Annotated in this window: 15 protein-coding genes and 1 pseudogene; 12 read left to right on the forward strand and 4 right to left on the reverse strand. The window is 69.8% G+C overall.

Annotation, left to right across the window (positions count from 1 at the left end):
* The 5 genes from H0X00_RS12085 to H0X00_RS12105 form a co-directional block, all read left to right on the forward strand.
* Positions 1–1,533: LPXTG cell wall anchor domain-containing protein (locus H0X00_RS12085; protein ID WP_293771123.1), on the forward strand; the 1,533-nt coding region annotated here is incomplete at its 5' end.
* A 158-nt stretch (positions 1,534–1,691) separates the two neighbouring features.
* Positions 1,692–2,810 (forward strand): pyruvate dehydrogenase (acetyl-transferring) E1 component subunit alpha, encoded by a 1,119-nt coding sequence (pdhA, locus tag H0X00_RS12090; RefSeq protein WP_293771126.1) that lies wholly within the window; start codon positions 1,692–1,694, stop codon positions 2,808–2,810.
* Positions 2,811–2,883: 73 nt separating this feature from the next.
* Positions 2,884–3,870, forward strand: coding sequence for an alpha-ketoacid dehydrogenase subunit beta (locus H0X00_RS12095; protein ID WP_293771129.1), 987 nt, complete (start codon positions 2,884–2,886; stop codon positions 3,868–3,870).
* Positions 3,871–3,882: 12 nt separating this feature from the next.
* A complete protein-coding gene (locus H0X00_RS12100) occupies positions 3,883–5,406 on the forward strand; it encodes a dihydrolipoamide acetyltransferase family protein (RefSeq protein WP_293771132.1) in 1,524 nt (507 codons plus the stop codon).
* Positions 5,407–5,489: 83 nt separating this feature from the next.
* Positions 5,490–6,260 carry a carbon-nitrogen family hydrolase gene (locus tag H0X00_RS12105; protein ID WP_293771135.1) on the forward strand — a complete coding sequence of 257 codons (771 nt, stop codon included), beginning with the start codon at positions 5,490–5,492 and terminating at the stop codon, positions 6,258–6,260.
* Positions 6,261–6,317: 57 nt separating this feature from the next.
* Here the strand turns inward: H0X00_RS12105 and H0X00_RS12110 are convergent, their stop codons facing one another.
* Positions 6,318–6,980: a TetR/AcrR family transcriptional regulator gene (locus H0X00_RS12110; protein ID WP_293771137.1), complete on the reverse strand. Its 663-nt coding sequence runs from the start codon at positions 6,978–6,980 to the stop codon at positions 6,318–6,320.
* 284 nt (positions 6,981–7,264) lie between these two features.
* Here H0X00_RS12110 and H0X00_RS23835 point away from each other — a divergent pair.
* Positions 7,265–7,436: pseudogene (locus tag H0X00_RS23835) on the forward strand (arsenic transporter); the annotation flags it as partial.
* 266 nt (positions 7,437–7,702) lie between these two features.
* Here the strand turns inward: H0X00_RS23835 and H0X00_RS12115 are convergent.
* On the reverse strand, positions 7,703–9,523 hold the full coding sequence (locus tag H0X00_RS12115) for an acyl-CoA dehydrogenase (RefSeq protein WP_293771139.1): 1,821 nt from the start codon (positions 9,521–9,523) through the stop codon (positions 7,703–7,705).
* Between the two features lie 148 nt (positions 9,524–9,671).
* Between H0X00_RS12115 and H0X00_RS12120 the strand changes: the two genes are divergently transcribed.
* Positions 9,672–10,484 (forward strand): alpha/beta fold hydrolase, encoded by an 813-nt coding sequence (locus tag H0X00_RS12120; protein ID WP_293771142.1) that lies wholly within the window; start codon positions 9,672–9,674, stop codon positions 10,482–10,484.
* 6 nt (positions 10,485–10,490) lie between these two features.
* On the opposite strand, the gene H0X00_RS12125 is transcribed toward H0X00_RS12120, so the two are convergent.
* On the reverse strand, positions 10,491–10,814 hold the full coding sequence (locus tag H0X00_RS12125; protein ID WP_293771145.1) for an antibiotic biosynthesis monooxygenase: 324 nt from the start codon (positions 10,812–10,814) through the stop codon (positions 10,491–10,493).
* Between the two features lie 129 nt (positions 10,815–10,943).
* Here H0X00_RS12125 and H0X00_RS12130 point away from each other — a divergent pair, with 129 nt between their 5' ends.
* Together H0X00_RS12130 and H0X00_RS12135 are read left to right on the forward strand one after the other, a co-directional pair.
* Positions 10,944–11,681 (forward strand): flavodoxin family protein, encoded by a 738-nt coding sequence (locus tag H0X00_RS12130; protein ID WP_293771147.1) that lies wholly within the window; start codon positions 10,944–10,946, stop codon positions 11,679–11,681.
* A gap of 21 nt (positions 11,682–11,702) precedes the next feature.
* Positions 11,703–12,101, forward strand: a complete 399-nt coding sequence (locus tag H0X00_RS12135) for a hypothetical protein (protein ID WP_293771149.1) — start codon at positions 11,703–11,705, stop codon at positions 12,099–12,101.
* A gap of 20 nt (positions 12,102–12,121) precedes the next feature.
* On the opposite strand, the gene H0X00_RS12140 is transcribed toward H0X00_RS12135, so the two are convergent.
* Complete coding sequence (locus H0X00_RS12140; protein WP_293771151.1) at positions 12,122–12,808, reverse strand: helix-turn-helix domain-containing protein; 687 nt, start codon at positions 12,806–12,808, stop codon at positions 12,122–12,124.
* Between the two features lie 131 nt (positions 12,809–12,939).
* On the opposite strand from H0X00_RS12140, the gene H0X00_RS12145 reads away from it, so the two are divergent.
* Genes H0X00_RS12145 through H0X00_RS12155 form a run of 3 tightly spaced genes read left to right on the forward strand, consistent with a single transcriptional unit; the run spans position 12,940 to position 15,287 of the window.
* A complete protein-coding gene (locus tag H0X00_RS12145) occupies positions 12,940–13,461 on the forward strand; it encodes a DUF5701 family protein (RefSeq protein WP_293771154.1) in 522 nt (173 codons plus the stop codon).
* On the forward strand, positions 13,458–14,453 hold the full coding sequence (locus H0X00_RS12150; protein WP_293771156.1) for a sigma-70 family RNA polymerase sigma factor: 996 nt from the start codon (positions 13,458–13,460) through the stop codon (positions 14,451–14,453). The genes H0X00_RS12145 and H0X00_RS12150 overlap by 4 nt, the downstream gene beginning before the upstream one ends.
* A gap of 36 nt (positions 14,454–14,489) precedes the next feature.
* The gene (locus H0X00_RS12155; RefSeq protein WP_293771158.1) at positions 14,490–15,287 is read left to right on the forward strand and encodes a DUF899 domain-containing protein; all 798 of its coding nucleotides are present in this window, start codon (positions 14,490–14,492) and stop codon (positions 15,285–15,287) included.
* Positions 15,288–15,393 lie beyond the last annotated feature (106 nt).

Consider the following 15,393-nt stretch of genomic DNA (forward strand, 5'->3'; position numbering starts at 1 on the left):
GGCAACTCCGGCGGCGGCGACGGCAGCGACGGCACGGGCGCCATTGCCAACCTCGGTAACGGCGGCGACGGCGACGGCAACAGCAACGGCGGCGGCAACGGCAGTGACGCGGCCCGCGACGGCCTGATCAACATCGCCAACGGTGGCGAGGCCACCTCCGACGGTGCGGGCTCCGGCGGCGACGGTTCGGTCGTCGAGGCGGCAACCGGCGGCGTCGGCGAGAACGACGACCACTCCGGCGATGAGGACTCGCCCAACACCGACGGCGCCAGCGACACGGCCGACGGTGGCTTGGTGGCCCTGGCCAACGGCGGTAACTCTGCCGGCAACGGTGACGGTGGCGCTGCCGCGGTCGTCGGCGCGGCCAACGGCGGCAAGGGCAAGCACGAGGAGAGCGGTGACGACACCGGCTCCGGCGGCGGGCCCGACCCGGACGATGACGACGCCGGCAGCGGTGGCGGCATGGGCGCGCTGATCTCGGTCTTCAACGGCGCGGACAACGGCAAGGACCACCTGATCGAGGTCGGCAACGGCAACGAGTCGCTGATCGACATCGCCAACGGTGGCCCGGGTTCCGGTACCCCCGCGGGTGCTCAGGACGCGCCCGGCCTGCACCTCGGCAACGGCGGTGCGGGCGGCAACGCCGGCACCGAGAACGCTCCTGACGACACCAGCGACGACGGCACCTACAACGAGGGCTCGGTCGTCGAGGCCTTCAACGCGGCCGACGCTGATGGCGCCAACCCGGACAAGGGCGACATCCCGCTGATCGCAGCGGCCAACGCCGGAGACGGTGCGGGCGCCAACACGGGTCCGGAGAACGGTCGTAGCCAGGGCGGCGTCGACGTGGCCAACGGCGGTAACTCCGGCGGCACCGGCGGTGGGGCCACCAGCTCCATCCCGGTCCTGGTCGAGGTGGCCAACGGCGGTAACGGTGGCGGCGACAACGGCAGCGGCGGCGACTCGAACGTCGTGCGCGGCGGCGAGGGTGGCGACGGCGATGCCGGCGCCGGCGGCCCCGGTGGCCACGGTGGTTCCGTGAGCGTGGTCGGCGCCGGTAACGGTGGCGACGGCGGCGCGGGCGACGAGTCCGGCGAGAACGGCGGCGACGTCGTGGTGGTCGGCCTCTACAACGGTGGCCCCGGTGGCAACGGCAACGGCGGCACCGGTGGTGACGGTGGCTCAACTGCAGTCACCAACATCGTCAACGGTGGCAACGGTGGCCAGGGCCCCGGCGACAACGACGGTGGCAGGGGTGGACCTGGCGACGGTCTGGTCGCCGTCGGTAACGGTGGCGACGGCTTCCCCGGCTCCCCGCTCGACGGTGGCTCCGGTGGCGGTGTGGGCCTCGGCAACGGTGGCGACGCCGGCGAGGTGCAGGTCAACGTCGTTCCGCCGGAGACCGGTGGCGTCGAGGTCGAGGAAGAGCTGCCGGAGACCGGTGCCGACGGCGCCGGCTCGGCTGCAGCGGCCGGCCTCGGTGCGGCCCTCATGCTCGGTGGCGCGGCTCTTCGCCGTCGCTTCCGCGACTGAGGTTCAGCGCTGAGCACCTAGTCAGCAAGTAGCACAGTTGGGACATCGTGACTCCCCCGTCGGCCTCGGCCGGCGGGGGAGTTCGCGTCTGGGCTCGCATTCGGGGCGACAGTGGATACCTTGATCGTCGGTGTGGTTCTCCCCGAGGAGGAGTTGCCGTGGCCCTGGCACCTGAAGAGCCCGAACTCGTCCAATTGCTGACCCCTGAAGGGGAGCTCGTCGAGCACCCTGATTACCGGGTGGACTTCAGCGACGAAGAACTGCGCGGCCTCTACCGCGACCTCGCCCTGGTGCGTCGGATCGACGCCGAGGCGACCGCGCTGCAACGCCAGGGCGAGCTCGGCATCTGGGCCTCTCTGCTCGGCCAGGAGGCGGCCCAGATCGGCTCCGGGCGGGCCATGGGGCCCAACGACCATGTCTTCCCGACCTACCGCGAGCACGGCGTCGCCTGGTGCCGCGGGGTCGACCCGCTGAACCTGCTCGGCCTGTTCCGCGGGGTCGACATGGGCGGCTGGGACCCCGAGGAGCACCACTTCCACCTGTACACGATCGTGATCGGCGCACAGACCCTGCACGCGGTCGGCTACGCGATGGGCCTCCAGCGCGACGGCATGGTCGGCGACGGGGGTCCGGAGCTTACCGGCGCGGCGGTGGCCTACTTCGGTGACGGCGCCACCAGCCAGGGCGACGTCAACGAGGCCTTCATCTGGGCCTCGGTGTTCCAGGCGCCGGTGGTCTTCTTCTGTCAGAACAACCAGTGGGCGATCTCCGAGCCGCTCGAGCGCCAGACCCGCATCCCGCTCTACCAACGCGCCAGCGGCTTCGGCTTCCCCGGCGTGCGGGTGGACGGCAACGACGTGCTCGCGACCTACGCGGTCACCCAGGCCGCGCTGGCGCGGGCCCGGGAGGGCAGCGGCCCGACCTTCATCGAGGCCTACACCTACCGGATGGGCGCGCACACCACCTCCGACGACCCGACCCGCTACCGGATCGCCGCCGAGGTCGAGGCCTGGAAGCTCAAGGACCCGATCGAGCGGCTGCGTTCGTTCCTGATCCGCACCGGCAAGGCCGACCAGGACTGGTTCGAGGCCCTCGAGGAGGAGTCCAACCAGCTTGCCAAACACATCCGGGCCGGCTGCCTGGACATGCCCGACCCGAGCCCGATGACGATGTTCGACCACGTCTACGTCGACCCGCACAAGCCGCTCGCTAACCAGCGCGAGCAGTTCGCGGCCTACCTGGCCTCCTTCGAGAGCACGTCGGAGGAGCACTCGTGAGGGAGCGCAGCGACCGAACCAGAAAGCACAGGGCTAACGCGAAAGCGCTCGCCGAGCGAAGCGAGGCGGCACATTGAGCGGGCAGACCACGACCCTGGCGAAGGCCATCACGATGGGCCTGCGCGCGGCCATGGAGCGCGATTCCAAGGTCGTGCTGATGGGTGAGGACATCGGCAAGCTCGGCGGCGTCTTCCGGGTAACCGACGGCCTGCAGAAGGATTTCGGCGAGGACCGGGTCATCGACACCCCGCTGTCCGAGTCCGGCATCCTCGGCACCGCGATCGGGATGGCCCTGCGCGGCTACCGTCCGGTCTGCGAGATCCAGTTCGACGGCTTCGTCTTCCCGGCCTTCGACCAGATCGTCTGTCAGCTGGCCAAGATGCACGCCCGCTCCAAGGGTCACTCCCGGCTGCCGATCGTCGTGCGGATCCCGTTCGGTGGCGGCATCGGCGCCGTCGAACACCACTCCGAATCCCCCGAGGCGTACTTCGCCCACACCGCGGGCCTGCGGGTGGTCGCCTGCTCCAACCCCGTCGACGCGTACTGGATGATCCAGCAGGCGGTCGCCTCCGACGACCCGGTGATCTTCTTCGAGCCCAAGCGCCGGTACTGGGAGAAGGCCGAGCTCGACACCTCGGCCGGACCGCCGGCCGAGGCGCTCGATCAGGCCCGGGTGGTGCGCGAGGGCGCGGACATCACGGTGGCGGCCTATGGGCCGATGGTGAAGGTCTGTATGGACGCGGCCTCCGCAGCGGCCGAGGACGGCACCAGCATCGAGGTGCTCGACCTGCGCTCGCTGTCCCCGCTGGACATGGACACGGTCGTGGCCTCGGTGCGGCGCACCCACCGCCTGGTGGTCGTGCACGAGGCACCGGTGACTCTGGGCATGGGCGCGGAGATCGCCGCCCAGGTCACCGAGTCCTGCTTCCACCACCTGGAGGCGCCGGTGCTGCGGGTGGGCGGATTCGACACCCCGTACCCGCCCTCGCGCATCGAGGAGGAGTACCTGCCCGACCTGGACCGGGTGCTCGACGCCGTGGACCGCTCGCTCGCGTACTAAGGGGACTGACCAGTGGCGCGTCGACAGTTCAAGTTGCCCGACGTCGGTGAGGGCCTCACCGAGGGCGAGATCCTGCAGTGGTTCGTCCAGGTCGGCGACCGGGTGACGACCAATCAGACCCTGGTCGAGATCGAGACCGCCAAGGCCGCCGTCGAGCTGCCCAGCCCGTACGAGGGTGAGGTCGTCGAGTTGCTCGCCGCCGTCGGCGACGTCATCGACGTGGGCGCCCCGATCATCACCATCGAGACCGAGCCGGACGGGGCGCCGTCGGTGCCGGCCCCCGCCGCACCGTCCGAGCCGGGGGCCCAGGCCGCACAGGTCGGGGTGGCCGCCGCGATGGGTGGAGCGGACCCGGAGATCGCCGCCGGCCTGATCGGTGGCGAGGCCCCCGGCGGGCGCACCGCCGTCCTGGTCGGCTACGGCCCCCGCACCACCACGGCGAAGCGACGCCCTCGCCGCGCGGTGCACGAGTCGGGCCACCGGCCGACCCCGGCACCGGACCCCGCGTCCGAGGTGCTCGGCGGCCCACTGGGCACCGAGGGCGTGAAGCCGACCCGCTACGCCGGTGTGGAGTTCGGGCGCCTGATCGAGGCCCGCGAGTCCGCGCACGGGGGCGAGTCCGTTCCGGCCCGCACCATCGGAGTCGACGAGCAGGGCGACGCCGGCCGGGTCACCGTGCTGGCCAAGCCCCCGGTGCGCAAGTTGGCCAAGGACATGGGCGTCGACCTGCGTTCGGTCACCCCGACCGGCCCCGGCGGCACCATCACCCGCGCGGACGTCGCGGCGGCGGCCGGCCCCGCTGCTGTCTCGCTGGCCGGGGAGTCCCGTTCCTCGACTGCCCGTGAGGAGCGGATCGCGGTCAAGGGCGTGCGCAAGATGACCGCGCAGGCGATGGTCGCCAGCGCCTTCACCGCGCCGCACGTCACCGAGTTCCTCACCGTCGATGCAACGCGGACGATGGATTTCGTCGAGCAGCTCAAGCGGCACCCGTCGATGCAGGGTCTGAAGATCTCGCCGCTGCTGGTGGTGGCCAAGGCGGTGTGCCTGGCCGCCCGGAACACCCCCGAAGCGAACGCGACGTGGGACGAGGCAGCCCAGGAGATCGTCCTCAAGCGCTACGTGAACCTCGGCATCGCCGCCGCCACTCCGCGCGGTCTGCTGGTGCCCAACATCAAGGACGCGGACTCGATGTCCTGGCCGGAGATGGCGGTCGCGCTCAACCAGCTCTCCGCCACCGCCCGCGAGGGCCGCACCTCGCCCGCTGACATGGCCGCCGGCACCATCACGATCACCAACGTCGGCGTCTTCGGTGTCGACAGTGGAACGCCGATCATCAATCCCGGTGAGTCCGCGATCCTCGCCTTCGGCGCGATCCGCCCGATGCCGTGGGTGGTGGACGGTCAGATCGTGCCGCGACAGATCTGCACCCTCGCGCTGTCCTTCGACCACCGCATCGTCGACGGCGCCACGGGCTCGCGGTTCCTCGTCGACGTCGGGCGGGTCATCGAGGACCCCATCACCGCGCTGATCCTCTGAGTCGCGTCTTCTGACGTGCGGCGCGCCCATCGAGGCCGCGTCGCGATGGGCGCGCAACGCAGCAGAAGTTGGAAGATGGGGGCATGAGGGTCTGTCTGGTCCAGCTCGAGGTCACGTTGCGGGAGCCGATCGCCGAGCGGGTGGCGCAGGCGTGCGAGCTGATCCGCGGCTGCGCGGGGGCAGACCTCGTGGTGCTGCCGGAGCTGTGGGCACAGGGCGCGTGGGCCTACAAGGAGTGGGAGCAGACGGCCGAGCCGCTGGACGGGCCGACGGTGACTGCGTTGAGCCAGGCGGCCAAGGATGCCGGCGTACTGCTGCACGGCGGCAGCGTCGTCGAGCGCGATGGCGACCGGCTGTTCAACACCTCGGTGCTGATCGGGACGCAGGGTGAGCCCCGCGCGATCTACCGCAAGATCCACCGCTTCGGCTTCGCTGAGGGGGAAGCGGCGCTGATGACGGCGGGCGACGCATTCCTCACCCTCACCGGCGGACCGCTGTCGATGGGGATCGCGACCTGTTACGACCTGCGTTTTCCCGAGCTGTTCCGCAAGCTCACCGACGCCGGCGCGCAGATGTTCGTCATCGCGTCCTCGTGGCCGGCCAAGCGGCGCGAGCACTGGCGGTTGCTCAACCGGGCGCGGGCGGTGGAGAACCTCGCCTACGTCGTGGCTGCCGACGCGTGCGGGGAACACGCGGGAGTGATGCAGGCCGGGCACTCGGTGGTGATCGACCCGTGGGGTGAGGTGGTCGCCGAGGCCGGTACCGAGCCGACCGTCCTCGACGTGGTCATCGACCCGGCGCGGGTCGAGCAGGTGCGCGCCGACTTCCCCGCGTTGCGGGACCGGCGCCTGTAGAAGCGCAACAGCCGCAACGGAGGTCCTCCGTTGCGGCTGCGCAGCTTTGCGGTGGGGTCAGGTGGTCGGCGTCGGCTCGCCGAAGCGCCGGGCCAGGTGCGCCCGGACCAGTCGCTTGGCCTCGTCCAGCACGATCTTGTCGCCGGCCGGATCGCGCTCGAAGGCGTAGCGGGTGAGCACGTCGGCGATCTTGACCGCGATGACCATGTCCAGCTCGAGATCGACGTCCTCCGCTACGTCGACCGTCGGGCGGATCAGCTTGACGAAGCGCTCGGCCACGACACTGTCGTTGTCCCGCACCGGGTCGAGCAGGTGCAGGTCCGCGACGTCGCCGAACCGGATGGTCTGGAAGCCCGGGATGTCGTGGTGCATCGCCACGTACTCATCGAGCACCGCGGAGGTGAGGTCCCACCAGGTGGTGTGTTCCGAGCTCTTCGCCAGCTCGGTGAGGCGCTCGGTGAACCGCTCGAGGTTGCGCAGCGCGACCGCGCGCACGACCGCCTGCTTGTCCGGGAAGAACTGGTACAGCGAGCCGATCGAGACGTCCGCGCGCTCCGCGATCAACGTCGTCGTCAGTGCGTCGTAGCCGACCTCGGCGACCAGCTGCTGAGCCGCGTCGAGCATCCGCTGCACGCGCTCCACACTGCGGCGCTGCATGGGCGCGCGGCGCAGGGGCTGCACTGGTGCGGCGGTGCCGGTCTCGTAGTGCTGGAGGGTCATGGACCTCGTCCTCGCCTGTCGGGGAAACCGCCGGCGGTAGCGGTGCCGTCCAAGATCTTCTTGTAGAAGGCCGAAGATTACTCCTGCCTTGGTAGCGGCACGCTACTCGGTCTGCGCTGGCTCGGTGCTTTTCAAGATCATCTTCGTCGTGTTGACCGGGGAAAACGAGGCCGCCACGCCCGTCAGTTGTGCCTCCGATGTTCGGTGTCAATCCGGGGAGGATGAGCCGGGCAACCGAGGGTGCTCCGCAAACCTGACGCAGCATCGGATAACAGGAGAGCAGCATGGGGCTGGTGATGGCGCTCGTGTTGCTTGCCGTCACACTCGCCGCTGCCATCGGGCGACCGGCGGGCCTGAGCGAAGCCGTTGTGGCTGTCCCCGCCGCTGGGATTCCTGGCCGCCGTCCTCGTTCTCGGCCGACTCTGCGCGCTCCAGGGTCTTTTCCGGTGGGCCGGCGGTGGGCGGCGCTGCAGCTGATCGGTTCTTAACATTGACACGGGTGAGGCGAGCGGCTGCCGATCCGCTTCGCCTCACCCGTGTCGAGGCCGGTCGCTGGTGCCGGTATTGCGACGCGGCCGGGTGACGTCCAGGGAACCCCCACCAGGTTCCCTGTCGCCCGAAATCGATGAGAAACGACCGCCAGGTTCAGCGCGGTCGATCAACGATTACCCGGGCAACGGCACTCGTACACCTCAGCCACCAGGGAAATCCCTGGGAACCGTCTAGAAGGCGTCCTCGGAGACGTCCATGAGCGAGTTGTCCACCGTGCCGGCGATGATCCGCTGGGCGGTCAGCAACGGGAGCACCTGCGCGGCGAAGAACCGGGCGGCGGCGACCTTGCCCTCGTAGAAGGCCTTGTCCCGGGCGGACGGCGTGCCCTCCAGGGCCTTGAGCGCCACCTCGGCCTGGCGCAGCAGCAGCCAGCCGATCACCAGGTCGCCGGCGCACATCAGCAGGCGGGTGGTGTTCTGCCCGACCTTGTACATCTCGCCGACCTCGCCCATGGCGTTGGTCAGCGACTCGACCATCGTCCCGACGATGCCCTGCACGTCCTCCAGGGCCCGGGCCAGCAGCGCCCGCTCGATGTCGAGCGGGCCCTCGGCGGTCGCGAAGGCCTCGATCTCCCCGGCCAGCCCGGTCAGGGCCTGCCCGGAATCCCGGACGATCTTGCGGAAGAAGAAGTCCATGCCCTGGATCGCGGTGGTGCCCTCGTAGAGGGTGTCGATCTTGGCGTCGCGGATGTACTGCTCCAGCGGGTACTCCTGCAGGTAGCCGGAGCCACCGAAGATCTGCAGCGCGTCGGAGAGCAACGCGTAGGAGCGCTCCGAGCCGACGCCCTTCACGATCGGCAGCAGCAGGTCGTTGAGGCGCTCGGCGTCCTCGTCGACCTCCTCGCCCAACGCCTGGGCGGCGTGGATGCCGTCCTGCACGCTCGCGGTGTAGAGCACCAGGGCGCGCATGCCCTCGGCGTAGGCCTTCTGCATCATCAGCGAGCGGCGGACCTCGGGGTGGTTGATGATCGTCACCCGCGGCGCAGCCTTGTCGGTGAAGCGCGTCAGGTCCGCGCCCTGCACCCGCTCTTTGGCGTAGTCACGCGCGTTGAGGTAGCCGGTGGACAGCGTCGCGATCGCCTTCGTGCCGACCATCATCCGGGCGTTCTCGATGATCAGGAACATCTGCGCGATGCCGTCGTGGACGTCGCCGAGCAGGGTGCCGACCGCGGGGATCGAGTCGCCGAAGGTGAGGTCGCAGGTGGTGGACGCCTTCAGGCCCATCTTGTGCTCGACGTTGGTGACGAAGGCGCCGTTGCGCTCGCCCAGGTTCCCGTCGGCGTCGACGTTGAACTTCGGCACGATGAACAGGCTCAGGCCCTTGGTGCCGATCCCGGCGCCCTCGGGGCGGGCCAGCACGAAGTGCACGATGTTGTCGGACATGTCGTGCTCGGCCGAGGTGATGAAGCGCTTGACGCCGGTGATGTGCCAGCTGCCGTCGGGCTGCGCCGTGGCCTTGGTACGGCCGGCGCCGACGTCGGAGCCCGCGTCGGGCTCGGTGAGGCACATGGTGGCGCCCCAGCGCTTGTCGACCATCTGCTGGGCGAGCTGCTTCTGGGCGTCGTTGCCGTTGCGGTAGAGCATCGAGGCGAAGCCGGGGCCGGCCGCGAACATGTGCACGGCCGGGTTGGCGCCGAGCACCATCTCCTGGACCGCCCAGCGCAGTGAGGCCGGGGCGCGGGTGCCGTCGAGCTCGACGGGGATGTCGAGGCGCCACATCTCGGAGTTCATGTAGGCGTTCATCGACTTCTTGAACGACTCCGGCATGACCACGGAGTGTGTCTTCGGGTCGAACACCGGCGGGTTGCGGTCCGAGTCGATCAGCGAGGGCGCGAGGTCTTCCTCCGCCAGCCGCTCGACCTCGTCGAGGATGGAGCGGGCCGAGTCGATGTCCATGTCCTCGTAGGCACCCTGGCCGAGGACCTTGTCGCGTCCGAGGAACTCGAACAGGTTGAACTCGATGTCGCGGCGGTTGGGCTTGTAGTGGCTCATCGTCGTCCCCCTGGACGTCGTGTCCGGACCTGGTGTGTGCGAAGCTCAGCAGAGCAGCGAACTACTCTGTCCTACTGGCGAGTAACCTACCATACTCGTCAGTAACATCAAGCCACCTCGGCTGTGTTCCAGCAAGGAGATACCCCCGATGGCGGCACGTCAGAAGAAGATCATTCTGGAGCACACCCGGACCGGGGAGGGCCCGCCGCTGGTCCTGCTGCACGGGGTCGGCGGCCGCCGCGAGATGTGGGATCCGATCGTGCCGCTGCTGGCCCCGCACCGTGAGGTCATCACCATCGACCTGCCGGGCTTCGGTGCCAGCAAGCTCACCGACGGGCAGGACCTCAAGGCCACCGGTTACGCCCAGACCGTCGCCGACTTCTGCGCCCAGCTGGGCCTGGAGCGCCCGCACTACGGCGGGAACTCCCTCGGCGGCTGGGTGTCGCTGGAGATCGCCAAGGCCGGCCGGGCCGCCTCGGTGACCGGGATCGCGCCCGCCGGGTTGTGGCGGCGGCGGGTGCCGCGCTACACCAAGTGGCAGGTGATGGGGATCCACGACCTCCCGAAGCGGCTCGGCCCGCTGATGCCCCCGCTGATGCGCGTCCCGCCGCTGCGGGTCGCGCTGACCGCCAACGTCATGGGCAAGCCCTGGAAGACCCCGCGCACCGTGCTGATGGCCGACTCGGCCGCGATGCTCGCCTCGGAGGCCTTCAAGCTGACGCTGGCCTCGGCCTCCGGGCAGCGCTTCTGCGACGGCCACGACATCGAGGTGCCGATCACCATCGCCTTCGGCACCCGCGACGTCATCCTCGGCCCGGGCTGCCGCTACCGCGGTGAGCTGCCGGCCCACACCCGCTGGCTCTCCCCCCGCGGCTGGGGCCACGTGCCGATGTACGACGACCGCAAGGGCGTCGCAGCCGTCCTGCTGGACGGCTCGAGCATCTCCGCGCTGGCGGCCTAAGGCGCCTCAGGCAGAGGGCGGAACATCCAGAACAACGTCGAAGGCCCAGAGCTCGGAGCCCATCGCGGCCATCGGGCCGGGGGCCTGGGCGCGCTCACCGGCGTGCGCGGCGGCGCCCTGGCCGTCGCGCCACTTCTCGAAGTACTCCTTGCTCGCCCACTTGGTGAACACGAAGTACTTGTCGGTGCCCTCGACCGGGCGCAGGAGCTGGAAGCCCTCGAAGCCTTCGGAACCCTCGACCATGCCGGCGCGGGCGGCGAAGCGCCCCTCCAGTTGCTCGCCCATCTCGGCCGGCACGCTCAGCACGTTGATCGCCACGTAGGAAGTCATGGCGTCACCTTAGGCAGTGGCATGGCGCCCGACTTCCCGCGCAGTGTGCGAGGGGCAGATCTGTCGGAGTGATGAACAAGCGGGCGCCGGCCTTGTCGCGGTCGCGCGCGGACTGGTCGGGTACCGCTCATGACGACACCTTCCGGCGGCGGCGACGACGCCCCGCGCTACGACGGCCTGCGCGCACTGTTCATCAACGCCACCCTCAAGCCCTCACCACAGCAGAGTCACACCCAGGGACTGATCGACCGCAGCGCGGCGATCATGCGGGACCGCGGGGTGGAGGTGGACGAGTTCCGCGCCATCGACCAGGACATCGCGATCGGCGTCTACCCCGACATGACCGAGCACGGGGCGAGCTCCGACGTGTGGCCGGCGCTGTACGAGCGCGTGCTCGCGGCGAACATCCTGGTGCTGGCCGGTCCGATCTGGCTGGGCGACAACTCCTCGGTGATGAAGCAGATCATCGAGCGGCTCTACTCCTGCTCCGGCCTGCTCAACGACCGCGGCCAGTACGCGTACTACGGGCGCACCGGCGGCTGCCTGATCACCGGCAACGAGGACGGCATCAAGCACTGCGCGATGAACATCCTCTACAGCCTCCAGCACCTGGGCTACGTCATCCCGCCCCAGGCCGACGCCGGCTGGATCGGCGCCGTCGGTCCTGGCCCGTCCTACCTCGACGACGGCTCGGGTGGCCCCGAGACCGAGTTCACGAACCGGAATACCACCTTTATGACGTGGAATCTGATGCACCTGGCAGCCATGCTTTCCCAGGCCGGGGGCATCCCGGCCGCTGGCACCTCCCGCCGCGCGTGGGATGCTGGAACTCGCCCGGACTTCGCCAATCCGGAGTACAGAGCCTGACCACGAAGGGGCTGCGCCGCCATGACTCAGCAGCAGGATCCGGTGGACGAGGTCGTCAACTGCGACGTCCACGAGGCCTACTCGGTGCGCTTCCATGCGCTTGAGGACGTCGACTGGGCCGCGCAGACGGCCGCTGATGCGGACACAGCGCTGGCCGCCTTCATCGGCACCGGTGAGGCCGAGGTCGCGTCCATGCTGAAGTTCGAGACCCGCAGTTCCTTCTCCGATCAGGTCACCTTCGCCGGTGCCTTCGGCGATGGCTCGGTGCACGGCGCGGTGACCATGTCCCAGCAGCCGCAGGGCGAGATGTGGGCCGTGACCCACGCCGTCATCTGCACGCTGGAATCGGTTCCCGCGGAAGAGGCCGCGGAAGAGGACGAGTTCGGATACCTCGAGGACGACGAGCTCTTCGAGGAGTAGCCCGAGGTAGGCCCTAGGGCCTACGCCACCGCGACGGGAACATCGACCGGGACCTCGAGCCGGAACATCTCGGTGAAGGTCTGCAGCAGAGCCAGTGGGTCGGGGGCCGGTCCGCTCAACCGCACCAGGCCGGTCGCGACGGAGTCGGCCGCGTCAACCTCGCCGGTGAACATGGCCCGGACGCCCGGACCGCCGGAAATCACGAGATCCGGTTCGGGCATCGGACCGGCGCCGTCGGCGAGCACGCCGTCGTCGACCCGGGCGTGGAAGACCACTGGGCCGAGTTCGAACTGGAAGCTGACGTGAACGCCCGCGGCAGCGGCCGGGTGGAACATCGCGCGCAGCGCGATCACCATCGAGTCGGGCGTGAGCACCTCGCCGGGGCGGGGTTCGCCGAGCCGGGCGGCGCCCCAGGTGCCGAGGCGGAGCACGACCTCCTCCAACTCCTCGCCGTAGTGGGTCAGTTCGTAGACGACGCCGGTCTCGGGGCGCGCCAGCACGCGGCGCTGCACCACGCCCGCCTCCTCCAGCTCCCGCAACCGGGTGCTGAGGATGTTGGACGGGATCCTGGGTAGGCCGCGACGCAGATCGGTGAAGCGTTTCGGCGAGACCAGCAGGTCGCGGATCAGCAGCAGGGCCCAGCGCTCGCCGACCAGGTCCAGGGCCCGCGCCAGTCCGCAGTACTGCCCGTAGGTGCGTTCCGCCATGGTTCGAATTCTAAGCAAGAGTTCACTTGACAATCAATAGTTGCAAATAGCAACCTCAAGGGGTGCGCCCGGGAACCATCACCCCAGCCCAGTCGCCCGGTAGGAGTCCGGAGCGGCGGGAAGGGCATGAGATGACCGTGCACATGAGGGTGGACGTGACGGTGGGGGCCGGACCGCTGGACGTGCCGGGCGTGCTGGCGGCGGTCACCCGGGACGGCAAGCCCGGCTTCGTCTCCGCGGACCTCGCGGACTGGGATCGCTTCGTCCCGATCGCCGGTCTGGAAGTGCCGACCGCGGCCTATCGGCTGGTGGGCGTCGAGCGCGGCGAGGAGTACCTGAACTGGTCGCCGGACGAGGCTCTCCCGGCGATCCACGAGCGCGGCCGCACCCCGCTCACGGTGGCCGAGGGCGTCGCCCTGCTGGCGCAGCACCCCGACCTGCTCGAACCCAACAAGTGCTTCATGCTGGTCGGCTCGCGCTGCGGGGACCGGCGGGTGCCTGCGCTGTGGATCAGCGGCGGCACCGGCAAGGACGGCCGCGACCGCAAGGGCGCGGCCAAGCTCGGCTGGTGCTGGGCCGGCAACCGGCACACCTGGCTCGGCCACGCGTCCGCAGCAGCCCGCGTTCCCTCGACCCCGGGAGACCCGTCATGACCGAGACCCTCGCCGCGGTGGATCCGATCGCCGACTTCGAGCAGCACCGGGTCGGCCTGACCGGCTACTGCTACCGGATGCTCGGGTCCAGCTTCGAGGCCGAGGACGCCGTGCAGGACACCATGCTGCGCGCCTGGAAGGCCCAGAACTCCTTCGAGGGTCGGTCCTCGCTCAAGTCGTGGCTCTACCGGATCGCCACCAACGTCTGCTTCGACATGCTGACGGCTCGTCAGAAGCGGGCGCGGCCGATGGATCTGGGCCCCTGCTCGCAGGCGCTGGACACGCTGGCCGCACCGACTGCGGAGACGGGGTGGGTGGAGCCGTCGGTCGACGCGCGCACGTTGCCCGCCGTGGTCGACCCGGCCGAGGCCGCCATGGCCAGGGAATCGGTGCGGCTGGCCTTCGTCGCCGCCCTGCAGAAGCTGCCCCCGCGCCAACGCGCGGTGCTGCTGCTGCGCGAAGTGCTGCGCTGGTCGGCCGCCGAGGTCGCCGAGCTACTCGGCACCTCGGTCGCGTCGGTGAACAGCGCACTGCAGCGGGCCCGGGCCACGATGGACGACTCACCGGTGACGGAGGCCGAGACCCTCGAGCCGACCGACGCCGCCCAACGCGTGCTGCTCGAGCGCTACCTCGACGCCTTCACCCGCTACGACATCGACGGCCTGGTCAAGCTGTTGCACGAGGACGCGACCATGTGCATGCCGCCGTACCCGATGTGGCTCTCCGGACCGGAGCAGGTGCATGCCTGGATGACCGGGCCGGGTTCGCAGTGCGAGGGCTCCCGGGTCGTGGCGGTCGAGGCCAACGGCATGCCGGCCTTCGCGCAGTGGCGCCAGACCGAGGACAAGACCTCCTATTACCCGTGGGCCATCCACGTGCTGGAGGTGCGCGACGGGCGCATCGTCGGGCTGAACTTCTTCCTCGACGCCGGACGGCTCTTCCCGCTGTACGGGCTGCCGGAGCACCCCGACGACCTGCTGGTTGACGCCTGAGCGATGAATCCGGGCGGCTCGCGCGGTCGAAAGGGTATGGACACGCCGGCGATCGTTGATCCTGCGACCTGGTTGCAGGCGCGGCGGGCCCTCCTTGAGCTGGAGAAGGAGGAGACCCGCCGGCGCGACCGGATCAACCGCGCCCGCCGGGCCCTGCCTGCGGTCCGGGTCGAGCAGCCGTACGAGTTCACCGGCCCGGACGGGGTGCGGACGTTGGCCGAACTGTTCGACGGCCGCGGGCAGCTGATCGTCCTGCACCTGATGTTCGGCCCCGGCTGGGGGCGGTCGTGTGCGGGCTGCGCGTTCCATGCCGACGCGATCGGCAATCTCGCCCACCTGCACGCCCGCGACACCACGCTGGTCGCGGTCTCCCGGGCTCCTTACTCCGAACTCACGGCGTTCGCCGAGCGGATGGGCTGGACCTTCCCCTGGTATTCCTCGGCCGGCAGCACGTTCAACTACGACTTCGGCGTCTCCCTCGACGAGCGGGTCGCGCCGGTGCTCTGGAACTACCGAAGCGCCGAGGACCTGCGTCAGGCCGGACTGGGCGCGCTGGCCGAGGCCGAAGAGCTGAACGGGGTCTCGGTGTTCCTGCGCCCGGAGTCCCCACCGGATGCAGTGCCGGACGTGCTGCACACGTACTCGACCTACGGCCGCGGGGTGGAGCTGCTGCTCGGCACCTACATGTGGCTGGACCTCACCCCCCACGGCCGGGGCGAGGGCTGGGACGGCATGCCGGACCTTGGCGGGGGCCTGAACTGGGTGCGGCTGCACGACGAGTACGGGACAACCGTCGCCCCGCCATGCGAACATACGTTCTGCATATCTGCTTGAGTGCAGTGATCCTTATCGGGACTGGTATCTGACGATCAGTTCGTTCAGCGGGTGTGGATCGGTGGCGACGGCCTGCTGGAGCAGGCGGTAGAAGAGCATGCCGCGG

The organism is Sporichthya sp. (assembly GCF_013815995.1).
GTDB lineage: Bacteria > Actinomycetota > Actinomycetes > Sporichthyales > Sporichthyaceae > Sporichthya.

Coding starts and splice junctions, on each gene's coding strand:
- H0X00_RS12135 (WP_293771149.1), top strand. CDS start 11,703: ATGACTCAGCAGCAGGATCCGGTGGACGAGGTCGTCAACTGCGACGTC.
- H0X00_RS12115 (WP_293771139.1), bottom strand. CDS start 9,523: ATGAGCCACTACAAGCCCAACCGCCGCGACATCGAGTTCAACCTGTTC.
- H0X00_RS12150 (WP_293771156.1), top strand. CDS start 13,458: ATGACCGAGACCCTCGCCGCGGTGGATCCGATCGCCGACTTCGAGCAG.
- H0X00_RS12110 (WP_293771137.1), bottom strand. CDS start 6,980: ATGACCCTCCAGCACTACGAGACCGGCACCGCCGCACCAGTGCAGCCC.
- H0X00_RS12130 (WP_293771147.1), top strand. CDS start 10,944: ATGACGACACCTTCCGGCGGCGGCGACGACGCCCCGCGCTACGACGGC.
- H0X00_RS12140 (WP_293771151.1), bottom strand. CDS start 12,808: ATGGCGGAACGCACCTACGGGCAGTACTGCGGACTGGCGCGGGCCCTG.
- H0X00_RS12125 (WP_293771145.1), bottom strand. CDS start 10,814: ATGACTTCCTACGTGGCGATCAACGTGCTGAGCGTGCCGGCCGAGATG.
- H0X00_RS12145 (WP_293771154.1), top strand. CDS start 12,940: ATGACCGTGCACATGAGGGTGGACGTGACGGTGGGGGCCGGACCGCTG.
- H0X00_RS12120 (WP_293771142.1), top strand. CDS start 9,672: ATGGCGGCACGTCAGAAGAAGATCATTCTGGAGCACACCCGGACCGGG.
- H0X00_RS12155 (WP_293771158.1), top strand. CDS start 14,490: ATGGACACGCCGGCGATCGTTGATCCTGCGACCTGGTTGCAGGCGCGG.
- H0X00_RS12105 (WP_293771135.1), top strand. CDS start 5,490: ATGAGGGTCTGTCTGGTCCAGCTCGAGGTCACGTTGCGGGAGCCGATC.